The sequence below is a fragment of the Streptomyces sp. BYX5S genome (genome assembly GCF_054724165.1).
This window is the reverse complement of record NZ_CM138829.1, coordinates 6,200,566-6,218,722: the sequence shown is the minus strand read 5'-3', so window position 1 is coordinate 6,218,722 and position 18,157 is coordinate 6,200,566. Positions and strand designations below refer to the sequence as shown.

Annotated in this window: 18 protein-coding genes; 11 read left to right on the top strand and 7 right to left on the bottom strand. The window is 70.2% G+C overall.

Features of this window, described 5'->3' with window-relative positions; genetic code table 11:
- The first annotated feature begins 97 nt into the window (after positions 1-97).
- The 4 genes from ACYBSK_RS28050 to ACYBSK_RS28035 all read left to right on the top strand — a co-directional run bounded on the left by ACYBSK_RS28050 (position 98) and on the right by ACYBSK_RS28035 (position 1,797).
- On the top strand, positions 98-358 hold the full coding sequence (locus tag ACYBSK_RS28050; protein ID WP_460243797.1) for a ribbon-helix-helix domain-containing protein: 261 nt from the start codon (positions 98-100) through the stop codon (positions 356-358).
- Positions 355-798 carry a PIN domain-containing protein gene (locus tag ACYBSK_RS28045; protein WP_457480033.1) on the top strand — a complete coding sequence of 148 codons (444 nt, stop codon included), beginning with the start codon at positions 355-357 and terminating at the stop codon, positions 796-798. The genes ACYBSK_RS28050 and ACYBSK_RS28045 overlap by 4 nt, the downstream gene beginning before the upstream one ends.
- Positions 799-910: 112 nt before the next feature.
- Positions 911-1,390: an SRPBCC family protein gene (locus ACYBSK_RS28040; RefSeq protein ID WP_460243796.1), complete on the top strand. Its 480-nt coding sequence runs from the start codon at positions 911-913 to the stop codon at positions 1,388-1,390.
- A gap of 179 nt (positions 1,391-1,569) precedes the next feature.
- Entirely contained in the window at positions 1,570-1,797 is a 228-nt protein-coding gene (locus ACYBSK_RS28035; RefSeq protein ID WP_457480031.1) for a hypothetical protein, read from the top strand.
- A 108-nt stretch (positions 1,798-1,905) separates the two neighbouring features.
- On the opposite strand, the gene ACYBSK_RS28030 is transcribed toward ACYBSK_RS28035, so the two are convergent.
- The gene (locus ACYBSK_RS28030) at positions 1,906-2,304 is read right to left on the bottom strand and encodes a VOC family protein (protein ID WP_460243795.1); all 399 of its coding nucleotides are present in this window, start codon (positions 2,302-2,304) and stop codon (positions 1,906-1,908) included.
- Between the two features lie 93 nt (positions 2,305-2,397).
- On the opposite strand from ACYBSK_RS28030, the gene ACYBSK_RS28025 reads away from it, so the two are divergent.
- A complete protein-coding gene (locus tag ACYBSK_RS28025) occupies positions 2,398-3,393 on the top strand; it encodes a helix-turn-helix transcriptional regulator (protein ID WP_460243794.1) in 996 nt (331 codons plus the stop codon).
- Positions 3,394-3,395: 2 nt separating this feature from the next.
- On the opposite strand, the gene ACYBSK_RS28020 is transcribed toward ACYBSK_RS28025, so the two are convergent.
- Together ACYBSK_RS28020 and ACYBSK_RS28015 are read right to left on the bottom strand one after the other, a co-directional pair.
- Complete coding sequence (locus ACYBSK_RS28020; RefSeq protein WP_457480028.1) at positions 3,396-4,424, bottom strand: LacI family DNA-binding transcriptional regulator; 1,029 nt, start codon at positions 4,422-4,424, stop codon at positions 3,396-3,398.
- Positions 4,421-6,826 (bottom strand): glycoside hydrolase family 2 protein, encoded by a 2,406-nt coding sequence (locus ACYBSK_RS28015; RefSeq protein ID WP_460243793.1) that lies wholly within the window; start codon positions 6,824-6,826, stop codon positions 4,421-4,423. Before ACYBSK_RS28015 ends, ACYBSK_RS28020 begins: the two co-directional genes overlap by 4 nt.
- Before the next feature lie 202 nt (positions 6,827-7,028).
- Here ACYBSK_RS28015 and ACYBSK_RS28010 point away from each other — a divergent pair, with 202 nt between their 5' ends.
- The 4 genes from ACYBSK_RS28010 (at position 7,029) to ACYBSK_RS27995 (ending at position 11,314) form a co-directional block, all read left to right on the top strand.
- Complete coding sequence (locus tag ACYBSK_RS28010; protein ID WP_460243792.1) at positions 7,029-8,363, top strand: ABC transporter substrate-binding protein; 1,335 nt, start codon at positions 7,029-7,031, stop codon at positions 8,361-8,363.
- Between the two features lie 160 nt (positions 8,364-8,523).
- Positions 8,524-9,402, top strand: a complete 879-nt coding sequence (locus tag ACYBSK_RS28005; RefSeq protein ID WP_460243791.1) for a carbohydrate ABC transporter permease — start codon at positions 8,524-8,526, stop codon at positions 9,400-9,402.
- Entirely contained in the window at positions 9,399-10,262 is an 864-nt protein-coding gene (locus ACYBSK_RS28000) for a carbohydrate ABC transporter permease (protein WP_460243790.1), read from the top strand. The genes ACYBSK_RS28005 and ACYBSK_RS28000 overlap by 4 nt, the downstream gene beginning before the upstream one ends.
- Positions 10,259-11,314: a LacI family DNA-binding transcriptional regulator gene (locus ACYBSK_RS27995; protein WP_460243789.1), complete on the top strand. Its 1,056-nt coding sequence runs from the start codon at positions 10,259-10,261 to the stop codon at positions 11,312-11,314. The genes ACYBSK_RS28000 and ACYBSK_RS27995 overlap by 4 nt, the downstream gene beginning before the upstream one ends.
- On the opposite strand, the gene ACYBSK_RS27990 is transcribed toward ACYBSK_RS27995, so the two are convergent.
- From ACYBSK_RS27990 to ACYBSK_RS27975, 4 genes are all read right to left on the bottom strand, one after another.
- Positions 11,311-12,315 carry a glycosyl hydrolase gene (locus ACYBSK_RS27990; RefSeq protein WP_460243788.1) on the bottom strand — a complete coding sequence of 335 codons (1,005 nt, stop codon included), beginning with the start codon at positions 12,313-12,315 and terminating at the stop codon, positions 11,311-11,313. The genes ACYBSK_RS27995 and ACYBSK_RS27990 overlap by 4 nt on opposite strands.
- Positions 12,316-12,475: 160 nt before the next feature.
- The gene (locus ACYBSK_RS27985) at positions 12,476-13,108 is read right to left on the bottom strand and encodes a response regulator (protein ID WP_457480021.1); all 633 of its coding nucleotides are present in this window, start codon (positions 13,106-13,108) and stop codon (positions 12,476-12,478) included.
- A complete protein-coding gene (locus tag ACYBSK_RS27980) occupies positions 13,105-14,271 on the bottom strand; it encodes a sensor histidine kinase (protein WP_460247114.1) in 1,167 nt (388 codons plus the stop codon). The genes ACYBSK_RS27985 and ACYBSK_RS27980 overlap by 4 nt, the downstream gene beginning before the upstream one ends.
- 83 nt (positions 14,272-14,354) lie before the next feature.
- Positions 14,355-16,529 carry an MMPL family transporter gene (locus ACYBSK_RS27975; protein ID WP_460243787.1) on the bottom strand — a complete coding sequence of 725 codons (2,175 nt, stop codon included), beginning with the start codon at positions 16,527-16,529 and terminating at the stop codon, positions 14,355-14,357.
- Between the two features lie 166 nt (positions 16,530-16,695).
- Here ACYBSK_RS27975 and ACYBSK_RS27970 point away from each other — a divergent pair, with 166 nt between their 5' ends.
- Together ACYBSK_RS27970 and ACYBSK_RS27965 are read left to right on the top strand one after the other, a co-directional pair.
- Entirely contained in the window at positions 16,696-17,517 is an 822-nt protein-coding gene (locus ACYBSK_RS27970) for an ABC transporter ATP-binding protein (RefSeq protein WP_457481881.1), read from the top strand.
- Between the two features lie 106 nt (positions 17,518-17,623).
- Complete coding sequence (locus tag ACYBSK_RS27965) at positions 17,624-18,004, top strand: cell division protein SepF (RefSeq protein ID WP_457480019.1); 381 nt, start codon at positions 17,624-17,626, stop codon at positions 18,002-18,004.
- The last annotated feature ends 153 nt before the right edge of the window (positions 18,005-18,157 follow it).

The window sequence follows — 18,157 nt, the reverse complement described above, 5'->3', positions numbered from 1 at the left end:
CGGCGCGAGGTGCGTGACGCCGCTGAACCGCGCCCCTGGAATGCGCGCGCGGGCTCATGCTCATACATCAATCTGGTACATACACTAGCCTTGGTACATGTCCATGAAGCGAACCAATGTCTACGCCGATCCCGAGGACCTCGCCATCATCAAGGAGGCCGCCAAGCGGCGCGGCATCAGCGAGGCGGAGATCATCCGGCAGGGCATCCACCTCGCGGCCATGGCGAACCGCGTCTGGGGCGAACCTCTCTTCTCCCGCACTTTCGAGGGGTCCGGTCGCACCCTCGGCAAGAGCGAGGTGCGCGACACCGTGGCTGACGCTGTGAGCCGCGAGACCGAGGCCGGTACTGCCGCGTGATCATCGTCATCGCGGACACCTCCGGGCTCCTCGCGGCCCTCGACTCCACCCACCCCGAGCATCAGGCGTCCAATGAAGCGATCATGGCCGCCGGCCTGCTGGTGATGTCACCTCTGCTGCTCGCGGAGATCGATCACGTAGCCACCCGGGAACTCGGCCGTGAAGCGGCGCTCAGCGCGGTCGACGACATCCGGAACTGGATGCGGCGCGGTCGCGTCGCCGTCCCTGAGGTCACGGAGGATCACCTGGGGGTCGCTCAGTCCGTGCGTGCCCGCTACCGGGACCTCGACCTGGATCTGGCGGACGCCGTGAATGTGGCGTTGGCAGCCGACTACGACACCGATGCCGTCCTCACTCTCGGCCGTCGCGACTTCCGTGCGGTGCGCCCGCTCGGCCGCCACAAGGCGTTCCGGGTGCTTCCGGACGACCTTCCCCTGTGAAGTCAGCGGCACGCGCGTGAGGCTTCGCCTGCGTCGGCCGTTCTTGAGCCGGTCTCGGCGCTCGTGACGCTCACTGCGTCCGTTGACGAGAGCGGGCGTGCGAGTGTGGGGCATGACGACAGAACTGTTTGAAGTCACCCGTCAGATCGCCGCAGCCCCGTCGGCGATCTTCGAGGTGCTGCGGTCCCCGATGGGGCATGTGGGTATCGACAGTTCGGGGATGCTCCAGTCCGCGGAGGGCGATCCCGTCGGTGCGGTGGGGGACGAATTCCTGGTTCACATGGACCGGGAGGCTCTCGGGGACCTTCCCATGGGGCGGTACGACGTCACCGTGATCATCACTCGCTACGAACGTGACGCGCTCCTGGAGTGGACGATCTCGGGTACCGTCCAGCCGCCCATCCGGCATCTCTACGGGTACCGCCTGGAGCCCAACGAGGCGGGTACCCTTGTCACTTCCTATTACGACTGGAGCCTGATCGAGGACAGGTACCGCGAGGCGGGTGTCTTCCCGGTCATCCCGGAGGCCGGTCTGCGGGCCACGCTGGGGATCCTCGCGCGTACGGTCGAGAACGGTTCGCGCGTGACCTGACGGCCAGTCAAGTGCAGTGACTGCGGCTCCCTGGTGCGGGCCTGACTCCTCCGCCTGTCGGCGACGGCGCGTCGTTCACGGAGAGCGACCGCCACGGGGCGTCATGATCCAACGCGCGGTATCCCCGGCACCGTTCTAGCGTCGATCTCGTTGTTGCCACAAGGACATTGGAGTCCCTTATGCGCACCAAGATCGCCAAGACCGCGGCCGTCGCCGCCCTCACCTGCGCCGCGGCCCTGCCGCTGGTCGGAACGGCACAGGCCGCGACCCCCGCACAGAACACGAGCGCGACCGTCAGTAGCGCCCCGGCCGACGACGGGCCCTACTGGCACCACCACCACGACTACTGGGACCACCACCACGGCGTCGGGGTCGGGCTCGGTCTGGGGCTCGGCGTCATCCTCTGACGTCACCGACAGTGATGTCGGAGGGGCGGGCACTCCCGTGCGACGGGATGCGCCCGCCCCTTCGGCGTGGCGGCGCTGCCGGTGTCGGCGCGCCGCTGGCGATCCCCGTCACCGGCCGAACTTCGCCACCGCCTCCGGCGTCACCGGTGTGAAGAAGTTGACCAGGTTGCCGTCGGGGTCGCGGAGCAGGAGTGAGCGGTTGCCCCAGGGCATGGTGGTCGGGCCCGCGACGAAGTCCGTCACGTGCTCCGTCAGGTCCTGGTGGAGGCGGTCGACGTCGGGAACCAGGAACTCGGTGATCACGGAGTGGTTCGACGCCGGGCGGGCCGAACCCGGGGCGAAGAGCGGGACCGTGCGCGTGGAGGCGATCGCGAGTGTGGCGCCCGGTGTACGGAGTTCGGCGAAGTCCTCGGTGGCCCACGTCGCCCGGACACCCGTGGCCCGTTCGTAGAACCTGACGAGGCGGGTGACGTCGGCCGTGATGATGCGGATCGAGACGAAGTCCATGGAGGCTCCCTGAGGTCCGGGGCGGGCGAGTGCTTCGCAGGCTAGGAGCAATAGCGGACAGAATCGGTCCGGTATGCGCGTTAGCCTGCGAACATGTCCCGACCCACCGGCCGCGTCCTCACCCTCCTGGAACTGTTGCAGTCCGGCGGCACCCGCACCGTCGCCGAACTCGCCGACCGGCTCGGCGTCGACGGGCGCACCGTGCGGCGATACGTCGACCATCTGATCGACCTCGACGTTCCCGTGGAGTCGGTGCGCGGCCGCTACGGCGGGTACCGGCTCGGCCCCGGCCACCGGCTGCCGCCGCTCATGCTCGGCGACGACGAGGCGCTGGCCGTACTGCTCGGCCTGATCGCCGGCCGGCGCGAGGGGCTGACGGTCGCCGGGGACGCCGCCAGCGAGACGGCCGCCGCGAAGATCCGGCGGGTGCTGCCCCCGCCGCTCGCCCGGCGGCTCGACGCGCTCCTGGACGCGCTCGCCTTCACGGACCGGCCCGGTGAGCGCGCCCCCGCCCCGGACACCGGCGTGCTGCTCACCCTCGCCGACGCGGTGCGCCACCGCCGCCCCGTCTCGGTCCGGTACGTCGACGGGGAGGGCCGGCGCAGCGAGCGCACGCTGCACGCGTACGGGATCGTCTCCCACGCCGGCCGCTGGTACGTCACGGGCCAAGACGCCGGAATCGGCGAGGACCGGGTCCTCCGGCTCGACCGCATCGGGGACGCGCGGTCGTTGCCCGGCACGTTCGAGGTGGCCGAGGAGGGCGACGGGACCGATCCGGCCCGGCGCGTGGTGGCGGCGCTCGCCACCGCCCCGTACCGGTACGAGGTGGTCCTGCGGATCCACGGCACCGTCGAGCAGATCCGGGCCCGACTTCCCGAGAGCGTGGCCGTGTTGAGCGGTGGCCAGTCCAACTCGGCCGCTTCAGGCGCAAGTTGGTGGCACGCTCAGCTTCGGGTCCAGCGGCTCGACTGGCTGCCCCCGGTGCTCGCCTCGCTCGACCGGCCCTTCGTCGTCGAGCGGCCGGTCGAACTCCGGGAGCTGGTCGGTGAGTTCGCGGATCGGCTCGCCTCCTACGCCCGGCGCGCCTGACGTCATCCGCGCGGCGGTGCCGTCGACCCCCTCGGTGTCAGTGACGGTGTCGGTACCGGGCCCGGGGTCGCCGGGTTGCCCGCGATGATGTCGAAGAGGACGCGGGTGACCTGGGCCCCGAAGCTGTGCACGTCGTGGCTCATCGCGGACAGCGTGGGGTGCGTGAGGCGGCAGAGCTGGGAGTCGTCCCAGGCGAGGAGGGAGAGGTCGTCGGGGACCCCCACCCCCATCTCCGCGGCGACGCCCAGCCCGGCCACCGCCATGATGTCGTTGTCGTACACGATCGCCGTCGGCCGGTCGGGGCGCAGTAGGAGGGAGCGGGTGGCGCGGGCCCCCTCCTCGTCCGCGAAACCCGTGGTGAGGTGCAGGCTCGCGTCGAGGCCGAGCCCGCTCAGCGTCGACTGGAACGCCTCCTCGCGGATCGCGCTGTGCCCGAGGTCGGCCGGGCCGCCGACGCGGGCGATCCTGCGGTGGCCGAGCGCCGCGAGATAGCGCACGGCCTCCGTCATCGCCGTGCCGTCGTCCGTCCACACCGACGGCAGGCCGCCCGTGAGGTCCGGGTGGCCGACCGCGACGGCCGGGAGGCCGAGGCGGGTGAGCGGTTCGACGCGCGGGTCGTCCCGGTGGAAGTCGACCAGGACGCTGCCGCCGATCTGCCGCTCGCGCCACCACGTCTGCTGGAGCGCGATCTCCTCCTCCAGGCTGCTGACCAGGCGAAGGAGGAGGGAGCACGAGTGCTCTGCCAGGACGCTCTCGATGCCGGAGATGAACTCCATGTAGAAGGGCTCCAGGCCGAGCAGCCGCGCCGGGCGGCACAGCGCGAGGCCGACCGTGTCCGTGGTGCGCCGGGACAGGCTGCGCGCCGAGGAGTTCGGCGCCCAGCCCAGCTCCCGCGCAGCGGCGAAGATCCGCTCGCGGGTGGCCTCGGAGAGTCCGGGCTTCTGGTTGAAGGCGATCGACACCGCGCCCTTGGACACCCCGGCGGCGGCCGCGACGTCCTTGATGGTGACGTTCCGGATCGGGGCGCTCACGCCGGTTCCACGCAGAAGAGGGCGGCGTGGATCGCGTTGGCGCCCGCGCCGCGCGCGCCGGTGAGGCGGATCCGGGCCCGCTCGCCGGGCAGCAGCGTGGCGAGGCCCTGGTCGGCGCGGGCGTGCGGGGCGACCCGGTCGGGCTGGAGCAGCAGGTCGCGTACGAGGGTCTGGGCGGTCACCACGACGTCGACTGTATCCGGGTCCCCGCCGACGGTCTCGACCGCGACCGTGAAGCGGGGCTCGGGGTAGCCGAAGTCGCGGTCCCGCACCGCGAAGTGCAGCGCGCGCAGGCCGTCGGCGTCCGCGACCAGGAACTCCTTCGCCGAGCCCGCGGCGGGCACCAGCTCGCGCGGCACCGCCACCCGTGTCACCCGGCGCGCGCCCGCCGTCGCCTGGAGGCGGGTCTGCCCGGCCAGGCTTCCGTCGGCGCGCATCAGGCGCAGGGTGACCGTGGCCGTCCACGGTTCGGCGCCGAGGTTGGAGAGCACCAACTCCGGTACGTCGTCGGCCGGTTGCAGGGTCAGCAGGCGGTCCGCGTAGACGCGGCGCAGTTCGTGGTGGAGCGGCTTGAGCCGGCCGTCGCCGTCGATCGCGGACCAGGAGCTGACCGGCCAGCAGTCGTTGAGCTGCCACACGACGGCGCCCGCGCAGCGCGGCCAGTTGGCGCGCCAGTGCTCGATGCCGGTGGCCACGGCGCGGGCCTGCACGACCTGCGTGAGGTAGTGCCAGCGGTCGAAGTCGCCTACGGGTGGCGCGAAGTGGCGTGCCAGGCCCCGGTCCAGTTTCCCGTTGCCGTCCTCGGCCTTCTGGTGGTGCAGCATGCCGGGGGAGTCGGGCGCGAGCCGCTCGCCGGGCAGGGCGCGGCGCAGCGTCGCCATCGCGGGCGGCGCCTGCCAGCCGAACTCGGCGACGAAGCGCGGCACGTCGGACCGGTACTCGGTGTAGTCGAGCCGGTTCCACACCTCCCACGAGTGGAACGTGCCGTGGTCGGGGTCGTTGGGGTGGTGGTCCCACGAGCCGGACCACGGGCTGCCGGCCGTGTAGGGGCGGGTCGGGTCCAACTCGGCGACGATGCGCGGCAGTACGCCGAGGTAGTAGCCCTCGCCCCAGGAGTCCCCGGCGAGTTCGCCCTCCCAGCCCCAGTCGCGGAAACCCCACAGGTTCTCGTTGTTGCCGTTCCACAGGACGAGGCTGGGGTGCGGCATCAGGCGGCACACGTTCTCGCGCGCCTCGGCCTCCACCTCGCCGCGCAGCGGCTGCTCCTCCGGGTAGGCGGAGCAGGCGAACGGGAAGTCCTGCCACACCATGAGGCCCAGCTCGTCGCACGCGTCGTAGAAGGCGTCGTCCTCGTAGATGCCGCCGCCCCAGACCCGTACGAGGTCGATGTTCGCGTCGGCGGCCTGGGTGAGGCGGGTGCGGTAGCGCTCGGGCGTGACGCGGGAGGGCAGGACGTCGTCGGGGATCCAGTTGATGCCGCGGACGAAGACGCGGACGCCGTTGACGACGAAGGTGAAGCCGGTGCCGTGGGTGTCGGCGCTCCGGTCGAGCTCGATCGTGCGGAATCCCACGCGGTGCTGCCAGGTGTCGAGTTCCTCAGTGTCGGCCAGGAGCGTCAACTCCACGTCGTACAGAGGCTGTTCGCCGTAGCCGCGCGGCCACCAAAGGTCCGCGTCCGGGACGTCCAGGGTGAGGGTGACGGTGTCGCCCTCGAAGGTCGCGTGCGTCCGGGCGCCTGCCACCGACGCCCGCGCCGTCAGCGTCCGGTCGGCGCCGCCCGCGGACCGTTCGACGTCAACGCGCAGCTCCACGCGTCCCGTTGTGCCGTCGACCACCGTCACCAAGGGCCTGACCCGCGCCAGGCGCGCCGTCGACCAGCGTTCGATGCGGACCGGGCGCCACATGCCCGCCGTCACCACCGTGGGGCCCCAGTCCCAGCCGAAGGCGCAGGCCATCTTGCGGATGTACTGGGACGGGGCCGGGTAGACGTTCGGGCGCTCGCCGGTCAACTGCCGTACCGCGTCCGCCTCTTCGTAGGCCGAGGCGAACGCGACGCGCAGCTCACCGGAGCGTCCGGTCACGTCGAAGCGGTACGAGCGGTGCATGTTGCGGGTGCGGCCGAGCCGCCGCCCGTCGAGCGTGAGGGTGGCCGCCGTGTCGAGGCCGTCGAAGACCAAGTCCACGCGTTCGTGGCCGTCTTGAGCGCCGTCCACGTCACGTGCGTAGGTCCAGGAGCGGCGGCCCACCCAGGCGACCTCGTCCTCGTTCGTGCCGATGTACGGGTCCGGAATCAGGCCCGCCGCCAGCAGGTCGGTGTGGACACAGCCCGGAACGCGGGCGGGGACCTCGGTCCCGTCGTGGTCGAGGCGCCAGCCCTCGCCGAGCTGGACGGTGTCCTTCATAGTGCGGCTCCCATCGGACGTACGGCAGGCCTGAGTTCGCGATCCGCGCCAACCTAACTCCGGATTTGTGAACCGGTCTAGTCCCCTTCCGTCAGCCAATTGTCGTCGGGGTGCTGCAAGGGCCTTTACCGGTTCACGGATCGCTGCCATAGTGCCGTCAGCCGCTGGGCCGGAGCCGTAAACCCTCAAAGGAGTGGGGCACATGAGGAAGAAGCCGAGCAAGCCGTTGGGCGTCGCACTGCTCGCCACCGCGATGTTGGCGACAGCGACAGCCGGGTGCAGTGGGGGAAGCGCGGGAACGGGCGGGGAGGCCAAGGCGCCCGCCGACCCCAAGGACGTGTCGGGCAGCATCACCGTGCTGACCCACCGCACCGATCTCGTGCAGAGCGGCGCGATGAAGAAGTACGCCGCCGAGTTCAACAAGACCTACCCCAAGGTGAAGGTCAAGTTCGAGGGCATCACCGACTACGAGGGCGAAGTCAAGATCCGCATGAACACCGAGAACTACGGTGACGTGCTGATGATCCCCGGCGTCATCGCCAAGAACAACTACCCCAAGTTCTTCGCGCCGCTCGGTGACACCGCGGACCTGAAGAAGACGTACCGCTTCACCGACAAGACCGACGTGCAGGGGAAGACGTACGGCATAGCGAGCTTCGGCACCGTCAACGGGCTGCTCTACAACAAGGCCGTCTGGAAGAAGGCCGGCATCACCGAATGGCCCACCACGCCACAGGAGTTGCTCGACGACCTCAAGGCGGTCAAGACGAAGACGGACTCGGTGCCGTACTACACCAACTTCAAGGACGGCTGGCCGCTGAGCAGCCCCTGGTCCAACTCCATCGGCTCGGTCAGCTGCGACGTGGACGCCAACGACAAGCTCGTCACCGAGAAGCAGCCGTGGGCGCGGGGCAGCGACCTCCACGTCATCGACACGCTGCTCTACGACATCGTCCACGACAAGTACGCGGAGAAGGACCCGACGACCACCAACTGGGAGAACTCCAAGAACCTGCTGGCCAAGGGCGAGATATCGAGCATGCTGCTCGGCTCCTGGGCCATCACGCAGATGCAGGACGCCGCGAAGAAGGCGGGCGAGAACCCCGACGACATCGGATTCATGCCGTTCCCCGTGCAGAAGGACGGGAAGTTCTGCGCGACGCTGCTCTCCGACTACCAGCAGGCCGTGAACATCCACTCCGAGCACAAGGCCGCCGCTCGGGCGTGGATCGACTGGTTCACCGAGAAGTCCGACTACGCGGCCTCCTCGGGCGCCGTCTCGGCGCTGCGGTCGGCTCCGATGCCGGCCACGCTGAAGCCGTACGAGGACAACGATGTCAAGTACATCGAGCGGTCGGAGGCGAAGACCGGGCAGGTCAACGCGGTCGACGACGCGGCGGAGATCGGGTTCAGCAAGCCGGACTACCGGCAGAAGCTCGTGGACATCGCGCGAGGAGCGCAGAAGGGGTCCTTGGAGGACTACTTCGCGGAGCTCGACAAGCGGTGGGGCGACGCGGTTGCCGGTGCGGGTGGGTGACATGGTCTTCGACGCGAAGTCCGGTGGGCCGGTGGCGGGGGACGTGCCTACGTCGCGGGGCTCCGCCCCGGGCCCCGCTGCTCAATCGCCGCAGGGGCTTGAGAAGGCCGACCGGCTCGAGAAGGCCGATCGGCTTGAGAAGGCCGATCGGCTCGAAAGGTTGTCTCCAGTACCGCGGAAGCGTGGGCGTGTCACCCCGTGGTTGTTCCTTCTCGTGCCGCTCGGGTTGCTGATCACGTTCACGTACGTGCCGGTCGGGAACATGATCTATTACAGCTTCACGGACTGGGACGGGGTCAGTCCCGAGCGGAATTTCACGGGGGTCGACAACTACACCCAGCTGTTCACGCGGCCCGAGCTGTTCCGGGTGTTCTTCGTCAGCTTCTACTACCTCGCCGCGTCCGCCGTGCAGATCGTGATCGCGCTGTACTTCGCGACCGTGCTCAGCTTCGATCTGCGCTTCCGGAACCTCTTCAAGGGCATCCTGTTCTTCCCATACCTTGTCAACGGCGTCGCCATCGGCTTCGTCTTCCTGTACTTCTTCCAGGACGGCGGCACCCTCGACTCGGTCCTGTCGTGGTTCGGGGTGGGCGGCGACCACGCGTGGCTCGGCGACGCGGAGTCGGCGAACACCTCACTGGCGGGGGTGTCCGTGTGGCGGTTCACCGGACTCAACTTCGTGCTGTTCCTGGGCGCGATCCAGTCGATCCCGGGGGAGTTGTACGAGGCCGCGCAGCTCGACGGCGCCAGCCGCTGGCAGCAGTTCCGGCACATCATCGCGCCCGGCATCAAACCGGTGATCGGGCTCAGCGTCATCCTGGCGATCTCGGGCTCGCTCGCCGTCTTCGAGATCCCGTACATCATGACCGGCGGTGCCACCGGCACCCAGACCTTCGTCATCCAGACGGTGAAGCTCGCCTTCCAGTTCAACAAGACAGGGCTCGCCTCGGCCTGCGCCGTGGTGCTGCTCCTGATCATCCTGCTGATCACCTGGATCCAGCGCCGCCTGGTGCCCGACGAGAAGGTGGACCTCGTATGACCGCGCTCCCCGCAGCAGCCGGCCGGGCCCGCAGGCGGCCGCGGGTCGGCAGGGCCCTGACCTATCTCTCGCTCGTGGTCGCCTCCCTCGTGGTGCTGGTGCCGCTCGTCGTCGTGTTCCTCACGTCGTTGAAGACCTCGCCCGAACTCACGCGTGGCGGCGGCGCGTTCAGCCTGCCCGACGACTGGCTGAACCTGTCCAACTACGTCACGGCGTTCCGCGACGGCCGGATGCTCACGGCGTTCGGGAACACGGCGTTCATCCTGCTGTTCTCGATCTCCGGAACGGTGCTCATCGGCTCGATGACGGCCTACGCGATCGACCGCTTCGAGTTCCGGCTGAAGAGGACGGTCCTGGCACTGTTCCTGTTCGCCACGCTCGTGCCCGGAGTCACGACGCAGGTCGCGACCTTCCAAGTGGTCAACAGCTTCGGCCTGTTCGACACCCGGTGGGCGCCGATCCTGCTGTACATGGGCACGGACATCGTGTCGATCTACATCTTCCTCCAGTTCATCCGCTCCATCCCCACCTCCCTCGACGAGGCGGCCAGGATCGACGGCGCGAGCACCTTCACCATCTACTGGAAGATCATCCTGCCGCTGCTCAAGCCGGCCATCGCCACCGTCGTCATCGTCAAGGGCATCACGACGTACAACGACTTCTACATCCCGTTCCTCTACATGCCTTCCGAGGAGCACGGCACGATCTCCACCGCCCTGTTCCGCTTCAAGGGGCCGTTCGGCGCGCACTGGGAGGACATCTCGGCGGGCACGATCCTCGTGATCCTGCCGACGCTGCTCGTCTTCCTCTTCCTTCAGCGCTACATCTACAACGGCTTCGCGGCGGGTGCCACGAAATGACCGGGCGGCCGGCACGACGCGTCACCATCACCGATGTGGCGGCCCGCGCCGGGGTCTCGCGCGGCGCGGTGTCCCTCGCGTACAACAACCGACCCGGCCTCTCCGAGGCCACCCGCGCCCGCATCATGGCGGTGGTCGCCGAACTGGGGTGGGCGCCGAACCAGGCGCCGAGCAAGCTCTCCGGGACGGCGACCGGCGCCGCGGACACCGTCGGCCTCGTCATCGCGCGCCCGGCACGCCAGCTCGAACTGGAGCCGTTCTACGCCGAGTTCATCGCGGGCGCCGAATCGGTCCTGGAGGAGCACGGCTGCTCGCTGCTCCTGCACCTGGTGCGGGACACCGCCCGCGAGATCGGCGTGCACCGGCAGTGGTGGCGCTCCCGCCGCATCGCCGGTTCCCTGCTCGTCGACATCCGGCACGACGACCCGCGGATCACCGCCCTGCGGGCCATCGGCCTCCCGGCGGTCGCGGTCGGCCACCCGTCCCTGACCGGCGGCTACACCTCGGTGTGGACCGACGACGAGACCGCGGTACGGGAGGCCGTGCGGCACCTCGCCGCGCTCGGGCACCGGCGGATCGCCCGCGTCGGCGGTCACCCGGCGCTCGGCCACACCATCCTGCGCACCGCCGCGCTGAACACGGCGGTCGCCGACCTCGGCCTCGAACCGGCCCGCAACGTCACCACCGACTTCTCCGCCGAGCAGGGCGCCCACGCCACCCGCACCCTGCTCGGCTCGGCGCGGCGGCCCACGGCGATCGTCTACGACAACGACATCATGGCGGTCGCGGGGCTCGCCGTCGCCGCCGAACTGGGCCTGGCCGTACCGGCGGACGTCAGCCTGATCGCCTGGGACGACTCCCAGTTGTGCCGGCTCACCCACCCGCCGCTGTCCGCCATGAGCCACGACGTCTTCGGCTTCGGCGCCGACGCCACGCGCCGCCTCTTCGACGTCGTCCACCGCCGCAACCCTTCGTCGGAACCGGTCGCGCCGCCCGTGCTGGTGTCCCGCGGCAGCAGCGCGCCGCCGCGGGACACCGGCGCAGGTGGCTAGAGGGTGAGTTCACCCTGGTTCAGGACCCGGGGGTGGAAGTACGTCGACTGGATCTCGGCGTTGGTGTTGTTCCCGCGCAGCTGCTCGGACCACAGCATGAACCACGCCCATTGCGGCTGACTCGTCAGCAGCGCGTCGTTCGGCATCTTGCCCATTTCGGCGATGGCCATGGGCTTGGTGCCGGCGATGCTCCGCATCTGCTGATAGTCGGCGGCGCTCGGATAATTCTTGTACCAGGCGTCGAGGGAGACGACATCGACGTACTGGTCGCCGGGGTAATAACGGCTCCAGCCGCCCGCCGGATTGTCCTGCACGTTCCACACCCAGATCAGATTGTCCAGGCCCTTGGTGTTGGCCAAGTAGTCGTGCGTGATTTGGTACAGGCGTGCGCTGCCGCCCGCTCCGGGGCGATTTCCCCACCAGTTCCACGATTCGTTCATTTCGTGGAGCGGACGGAAGAGAACGGGAACTCCGGCGTCCTTCAGCTGCTGGAGATACGGCACGGCCTCGTCGAGCCGCTTCTTCCACGCCGTGTTGAGCGCGCTGCCCTCGGTGACGATCTGGGAGAACTGCGCGTTCGAGATGTTCGACTTCACGCCGCCCTCGAAGGCGCAGCTGCTGCCCATGGTCGGCGGGCAGACGTGCCAGGTCAGGGAGGTGAGTGAGCCGTTCTTCCACTCCGTCTTCGCCTGGTCGATCACCCGCTGCCGGTTGGCCACGTCCGTGGCGTTGAACATCAGGTCACCACCCCACAGGCCGGGGTACTGGCCGGTGACGTCCTTGACCTGTTGCGTGTACTGACTGGGCGCGGAGGCCGGTTCCTTGTTGTGCTGTCCGGAGACGATGTGCTTTCCGGAGATGGACCGCAAGTAATTCAGTACGGTCTGCTTCGAACTCGGCGGGAACGCCTGCGCCGAAGGCGTCGCGGGCCAGGCGAATACGGCGGCGGCGAGCGCCGCGGCCGCCGCGAAGAACGCGACACAGTGTTTGATTCTCTTCATGACCGTCCCAGCTCTCGGGAATGAGCGGAATGCTTGTCGCCATGACGGTGGCGGGGATCGCGGCAGGCGTCAATGGCTTCGTGGTTTCCCGAGAGGCGGGGGACGCATTGTTACTGAACGTTTTGTAAACGGCGACAAATGAAAAGTGGCCGAGAGGGCTCTACAGCACTCCGCGCTCCATCGCCACGACGACCGCCCGCGTCCGGTCCCCGACGTCCAACTTGGCGAAGATGCGCAGCAGATGGGTCTTCACGGTCGCCTCGCCGATCACGAGCCGCTTCGCGATGTCGGGATTGGAGAGGCCGTCCGCCACCGCCGTCAGGACATCCACCTCGCGCGCGGTCAGCGCCGTCTGCGCGGGCCGCCGCATCTTCGCCACGAGCTTCTGCGCCACCCGCGGCGCGAGCACCGTCTCGCCGCGCGCCGCCGACCGGATCGCGTCGACGAGCTGCTCACGGGTGGTGTCCTTGAGCAGGTAGCCGATCGCACCCGCCTCCACCGCCCGCTCGATCTCGGTGTCCGTGTCGTACGTCGTCAGGATCAGCACGCGGGTACGGCTCGGCCCCGCGACGATCCGCTCGGTCGCCGCCACTCCGTCGAGGCCCGGCATCCGCAGGTCGAGCAGCGCCACATCGGGGCGCAGCTCCTCGACGAGCGCCACACCGGAACGGCCGTCGTCCGCCTCACCGACGACCTCGACACCGCTCTCCGGCGCCAGCAGGGCGACGACACCGGCCCGCATCACGGTGTGGTCGTCGACCACGACGACCCTCAGGTTCCCTGTGTCGCTCATGCCGTTCGCTCCTCCTGGCCCCGGGTGACGGGGAGTTGGGCCAGTACGCGGGTGCCGTCCCCCGGCGAACCGGTCACGGTCAGCTCGCCGCCGAGCTCGGCGAGCCGCTTGCGCATGCCGTCGAGGCCGAAGCCGCGCGCCGCCGCCACGTCGAAACCGCGCCCGTCGTCGGCGACTTCGAGATCGATGCCGTACGCGTGCTGCTCCAGGACCACGACGACGGTCGAGGCGGCGGCGTGCTTGCGGACGTTGGCCAGCGACTCCTGTGTGCAGCGCAGCAGCGCGATACGGGTCTGCTGGTCGCAGTCGACCTCGGCCAGCTCGGCGTCCACCGTGATCCCGGTGTCCTCGGCGAACCGGTCGAGGGTGCGGCGCAGCGTGCCCGCCACCGAACCCTGCGCGGCGCTGCCGGGCGGCGCCGTGGCGCCGACGAGGGCGCGCGCCTCCGCCAGGTTCTCGCGGGCCGTCTGCTCGATCGACGTCAACTGCTGCGCGGAGCGCGCGGGTTCGGTGGCGAGGCCCGCGCGGGCCGCCTCCGCGAGGACGATGATCGAGGCGAATCCCTGGGCGAGCGTGTCGTGGATCTCGCGGGCCATCCGTTCCCTCTCTTCCGTGGCGCCCTGTTGGCGGTGTGCCTCCACCAACGCCGCCTGGGTGTCGGCGAGTTCGTCGCTGAGCTGGCGGGTGCGGGCCTCGCCCTGGGCGCTGATCCGGTGCACGAGGAGGCCGACCGCGCACCCGGCGGCGTATCCGCCGAGGATGAACAACAGCTCTCCGCTCAGGAGTTGGGCGCCGGGGCCGCGCCCGGTGACGCTGCCGCCGACCGTGAGGGCGGCCGCCGCGCCGCTCAGGGCGAGGGCCGCGCCGGGCCCGGCGGCGTAGATCCAGAAGTGCGGAAGCGACACGATGAACAGGGCGGCGCCGCTGCCCATCGTGTACGCCACCGCGCCGACGCCGGCGGCGAACACCACGAGGTAGGCGGTCGGCGGCAGCAGCTCCCGGCCGGGGAACATGGCCACGGCCGCGTACGCGCAGGTCATGACGGACAGCAGCACGAACGTCGGGTACTTCGTCCCGGCCGGGGTGTCCGCCACCGCCAGGGCGGGCGGCACGACTCCGCACAGCACCCACACCACGGCGTTCCATCGGTGCAGCGCGGGCACGACGGCCGTGGGGCCGACGGCCGCCCGGTCGGCGGTCGTCGGGCCGGGGGCGAGGAGAGGCGCTCTGCTGCTGTCCACGGCGATCAGCCTACGTTCGCCAAGGGGCGCTCGGGCGTGGACTTCCCGGGCCGCGGGCGACGCGGCGCCGGCCACCAACTCCGTTCGCCCAGCAGCAACATGAGCGCCGGGAGGATGAGCACCCGGATGACGAAGGCGTCGAGCAGCACGGCGACCGCCAGGCTGAACCCGATCTGCTTCATCTCGATGAAGTGCAGCGACACGAAGCTGGCGAACACCGTCACCATCACGAACGCCGCGCTGGTCACCACCCCCGCCGAACTGCCGACCCCGTCGAGCACCGCCTGCCGCGTGGGCACCCCGCGCAGCACGCCCTCCCGGATCCGGCTGATCACGAACACCTGGTAGTCCATGGACAGACCGAAGAGGATCACGAACAGGAACAGCGGCACCCGCGAACCGATCGACCCCGTCGAGTCGAAGTCCAGCAGCCCCTCGGCCCAGCTCCCCTGGAAGACGAAGGTGAGAACGCCGAGCGAGGCCGCCGCGGACAGCAGGTTCAGCAGCACCCCGACGAGCCCGAGCACCACCGACCGGAACGCCCACACCGTCATCGCGAACGTCACGAGCAGCAGCGCCCCGACGATGAGCGGCAACTTCTGCTTCTGGTGCTCCGGATAATCGGCGTACCGCGCCACATCACCGGTGACACCGGCCTCCACGTCGCCGCCCAACTCCGCGACCGCGCGCGGGAGATGCTCGGAACGGAGCCGCTCCAGCGATTCCTGCGCGGGCTGGGTGCTGACGTAGTGCGGGACGGGCAGTTCGAGCGAGGTGACACGGCGGTCGGCGGAGGTGCGCAGCGTGTACGTACCGTTCAGGCCGGGATCGTCCTTGGCCGCCTCGGCGAGCGAGCGCAGGGCCCCCGCGACCTCGTCGGCGCGCCCGGCGGCGGCCCGTACCAGTACCTGGTGTCCGGCCTTGACCTCGGGGAACGCGGCGTTGAGCCGGTCGAAGGTGGGCATCGACTGGGTCTGCCGGGAGTGCGTCTCGCGCCCCATGTCGGTCAGCTTCATGCCGAACAGCGGCGCGGCGAGCGCGAGCATCGCGGCGACGGCGACGAGCAGCACGGCGCCGGGCCGACGGGCGGTGAGCCGCAGCAGGGCGTTGGGGCGCACGGGCTTCGTCGCGGCCTTGGCCTTGCGCGGCCTGCGGGCGGCGCGGCGCTCGGCCCGCGCGCCGATCTTCACGAGCAGCGCGGGCAGCACGGTCAGCGAGCTGACCACGGCGACGAGCGTCACCAGGATCGCCGCGGTCGCGATCGACGAGAAGATGACGTCATCGGCGAGGTAGAGCGTGGCGCTGGAGACGGCGACGGCGAGCCCGGACAGGACGACGGCGCGCCCCGACGTGGCGGCGGCGATCTCCACCAGCGCCCGCGACGACAACTCCCCGCCGGAGCGGGCCCGTTCCTCCCTCTCCCGCTTCAGATAGAAGAGCGTGTAGTCGACGCCGACGGCGAGCCCGATCAGCAGAATGATGTTCGTGCCGACCCCCGCGTCGGGGAAGACGTGCGAGGCGAGCATCGACAGGCCGATCGACGCGACGATCGCGGACAGCGCGAGCAGCAGCGGCACCGCCGCCATCGCCACCGAGCGGAACACGAGCAGCAGCGTGAGCAGCGTGATGGGCAGCGCGATCATCTCCGTACGGGAGAGGTCACTGCCGCGCAGCTTGTCGACGCCCTGACTGATGGACGGCCCGCCGGTCTCCTCGACGCGCAGCTCGGGGTGCGCCTTCTGCGCGGCCGCGGTCTGCGCCCGCAACGGGTCGACGTGCTTCTTCCCTTCGAGCTCGGCGCCCTTCATGGTGACGTCGACGCGCACCGCCCGGCCGTCCTTCGACCACACGGGCTCCGCCACGGACCGCACCTCGGGCAGCGTCCGCATCCGCTCCGCGACGTCGTCGGCGACGCCGCCCCCCGCCTCCCGGTCGAGCCGCCCGCCACCGCGGGCCTCGATCAGCACCCGCTCCACGGGCCGCTGCGCCAGTCCGCCCTCCCGGGCGATCGCCTCGGCGCGCCCGGCCTCACCGACACCGAAGTCGGCGGACGTCGCGGCGTTCCCGCCCACGGCGATCCCGCCACCAAGACAAAGCACCACAAACAGAAACCAGCCGGCGATCGCCCTCCACGGGTGTCCGGCGCTCCAACGAGCCATGCGTACGGGGTAGTTGGTCATGACGTCCATGCTGGTCGCGGGCGTGTGCCCCCGGACAGCGGCGACCGGTGGAACCTGCCGTCCACCGGTCGGTGGACCCCGCCCCGGTCCACGACTCGGACGCCCGCCCCGATGGATGCCGCCTACAGCTACTCTCCGTACCGTGCACGACGGAGCGGGAGGCGCCATGAACGGGACGGACGGGAACCGGAGCGAGCGGCGTGCGGTGGCCGCGCTCGACGGCGTCAGCATGCGCCGCTACACCACCGGCCAGGTCATCCTCGACGGCATCGACTGGACGGTCGGCCCCGGCGAGCACTGGGCGCTGCTCGGCCCGAACGGCGCCGGAAAGACCAGCATCCTGCGCCTCGTCGGCGCCACCAACCACCCCACCACCGGCACCGTCGAGGTCCTCGGCCACCGCCTCGGCCGCGTCGACGTCCGCGAGCTGCGCGCCCTCATCGGCCACGTCTCCACCTCGCAGCGCGTCCCTCAGGACCTGCCCGGCCGCACCGTCGTCCTCACCGGCCACAGCGGCACCGTCCAGCCGCTCTGGAAGTCGTACGACGACGAGGTGCGCGGACGGGCCGACGCGCTGCTCGCCGAACTCCAGATCAAGGAGCTCGCCGACCGCCCCTACGGTGTCTGCTCCGGGGGTCAGCGCGCCCGCCTCCTCATCGCCCGCGCCCTCATGGCGGACCCGGCCCTGCTCCTCCTCGACGAGCCCTTCAACGCACTCGACCTCCCCTCGCGCGAGGACCTCATCGACACGATGGGCCAACTGGTCGTGAGCCGACCCGAGTTGGCGACGATCACGGTCACCCACCACCTTGAGGAACTGTCCCCGGCCATCAGCCACGCCCTCCTCCTGCGCGAGGGCCGCGTCCTCGCCCGCGGCGCCGTGGGCGAGGTGCTGACCAAGGAGCGGATGACCGCCTGCTTCGGCCGCCCCATCGAGGTCACCCGGCACGCGGGGCGCTGGCTCGCGCGCTCCGGTGACCAAGTGTGACCGGGCGCACGGGCTCCGCACCGTGTCGGTGTTGGGCCGAACGGGTTGCATGACGTAAGAATTGGGCGGTGCAGACAACAGTGCGAGCCCAAACGGGGTGGGGGCAGTGAACAGCCACGACGTCACGGACGAACAGTGGGAGGGCCTCGCCCAGGTCGTGCCGTTGCGCAGCCGGAACGAGTGGCCCTCCGCGGTCGACCACCGGGCGATGCCCGAGGCGCACACGGAACCGCGCCGCCGTTTCGTGGTCCTGCGCGTCAACGTCTTCGGTGACGCGCGCGAGGTCGCCGAGACCGTCATGTCCGGCATTCCGGTCCTCCTCGACCTCAGCGGCGCCGAAACCGAGGTCGCCAAGCGCGTCCTCGACTTCAGCAGCGGCGTGGTCCTCGGCCTCGGCTGCGGCATGCACCGCGTCGACCGCAACGTCTTCCTCCTCGCCCCTCCCGGCACGGAGGTCCAGGGCCTGGTGAAGGACGCGGTCTCGTAACCCCGACCGTTCCAACCCCCTCCGGCGAGGCTCATCTCAAGCGCTTCCGGTGATGTTCATTTCAAGCCCCTCCGGCGATTGAGGAGCGGGGTCCGGGGCGGAGCCCCGCGGCCGTACCCCCCGCGGGTCGCCGGGGAACGCGCGGGGCAAGCC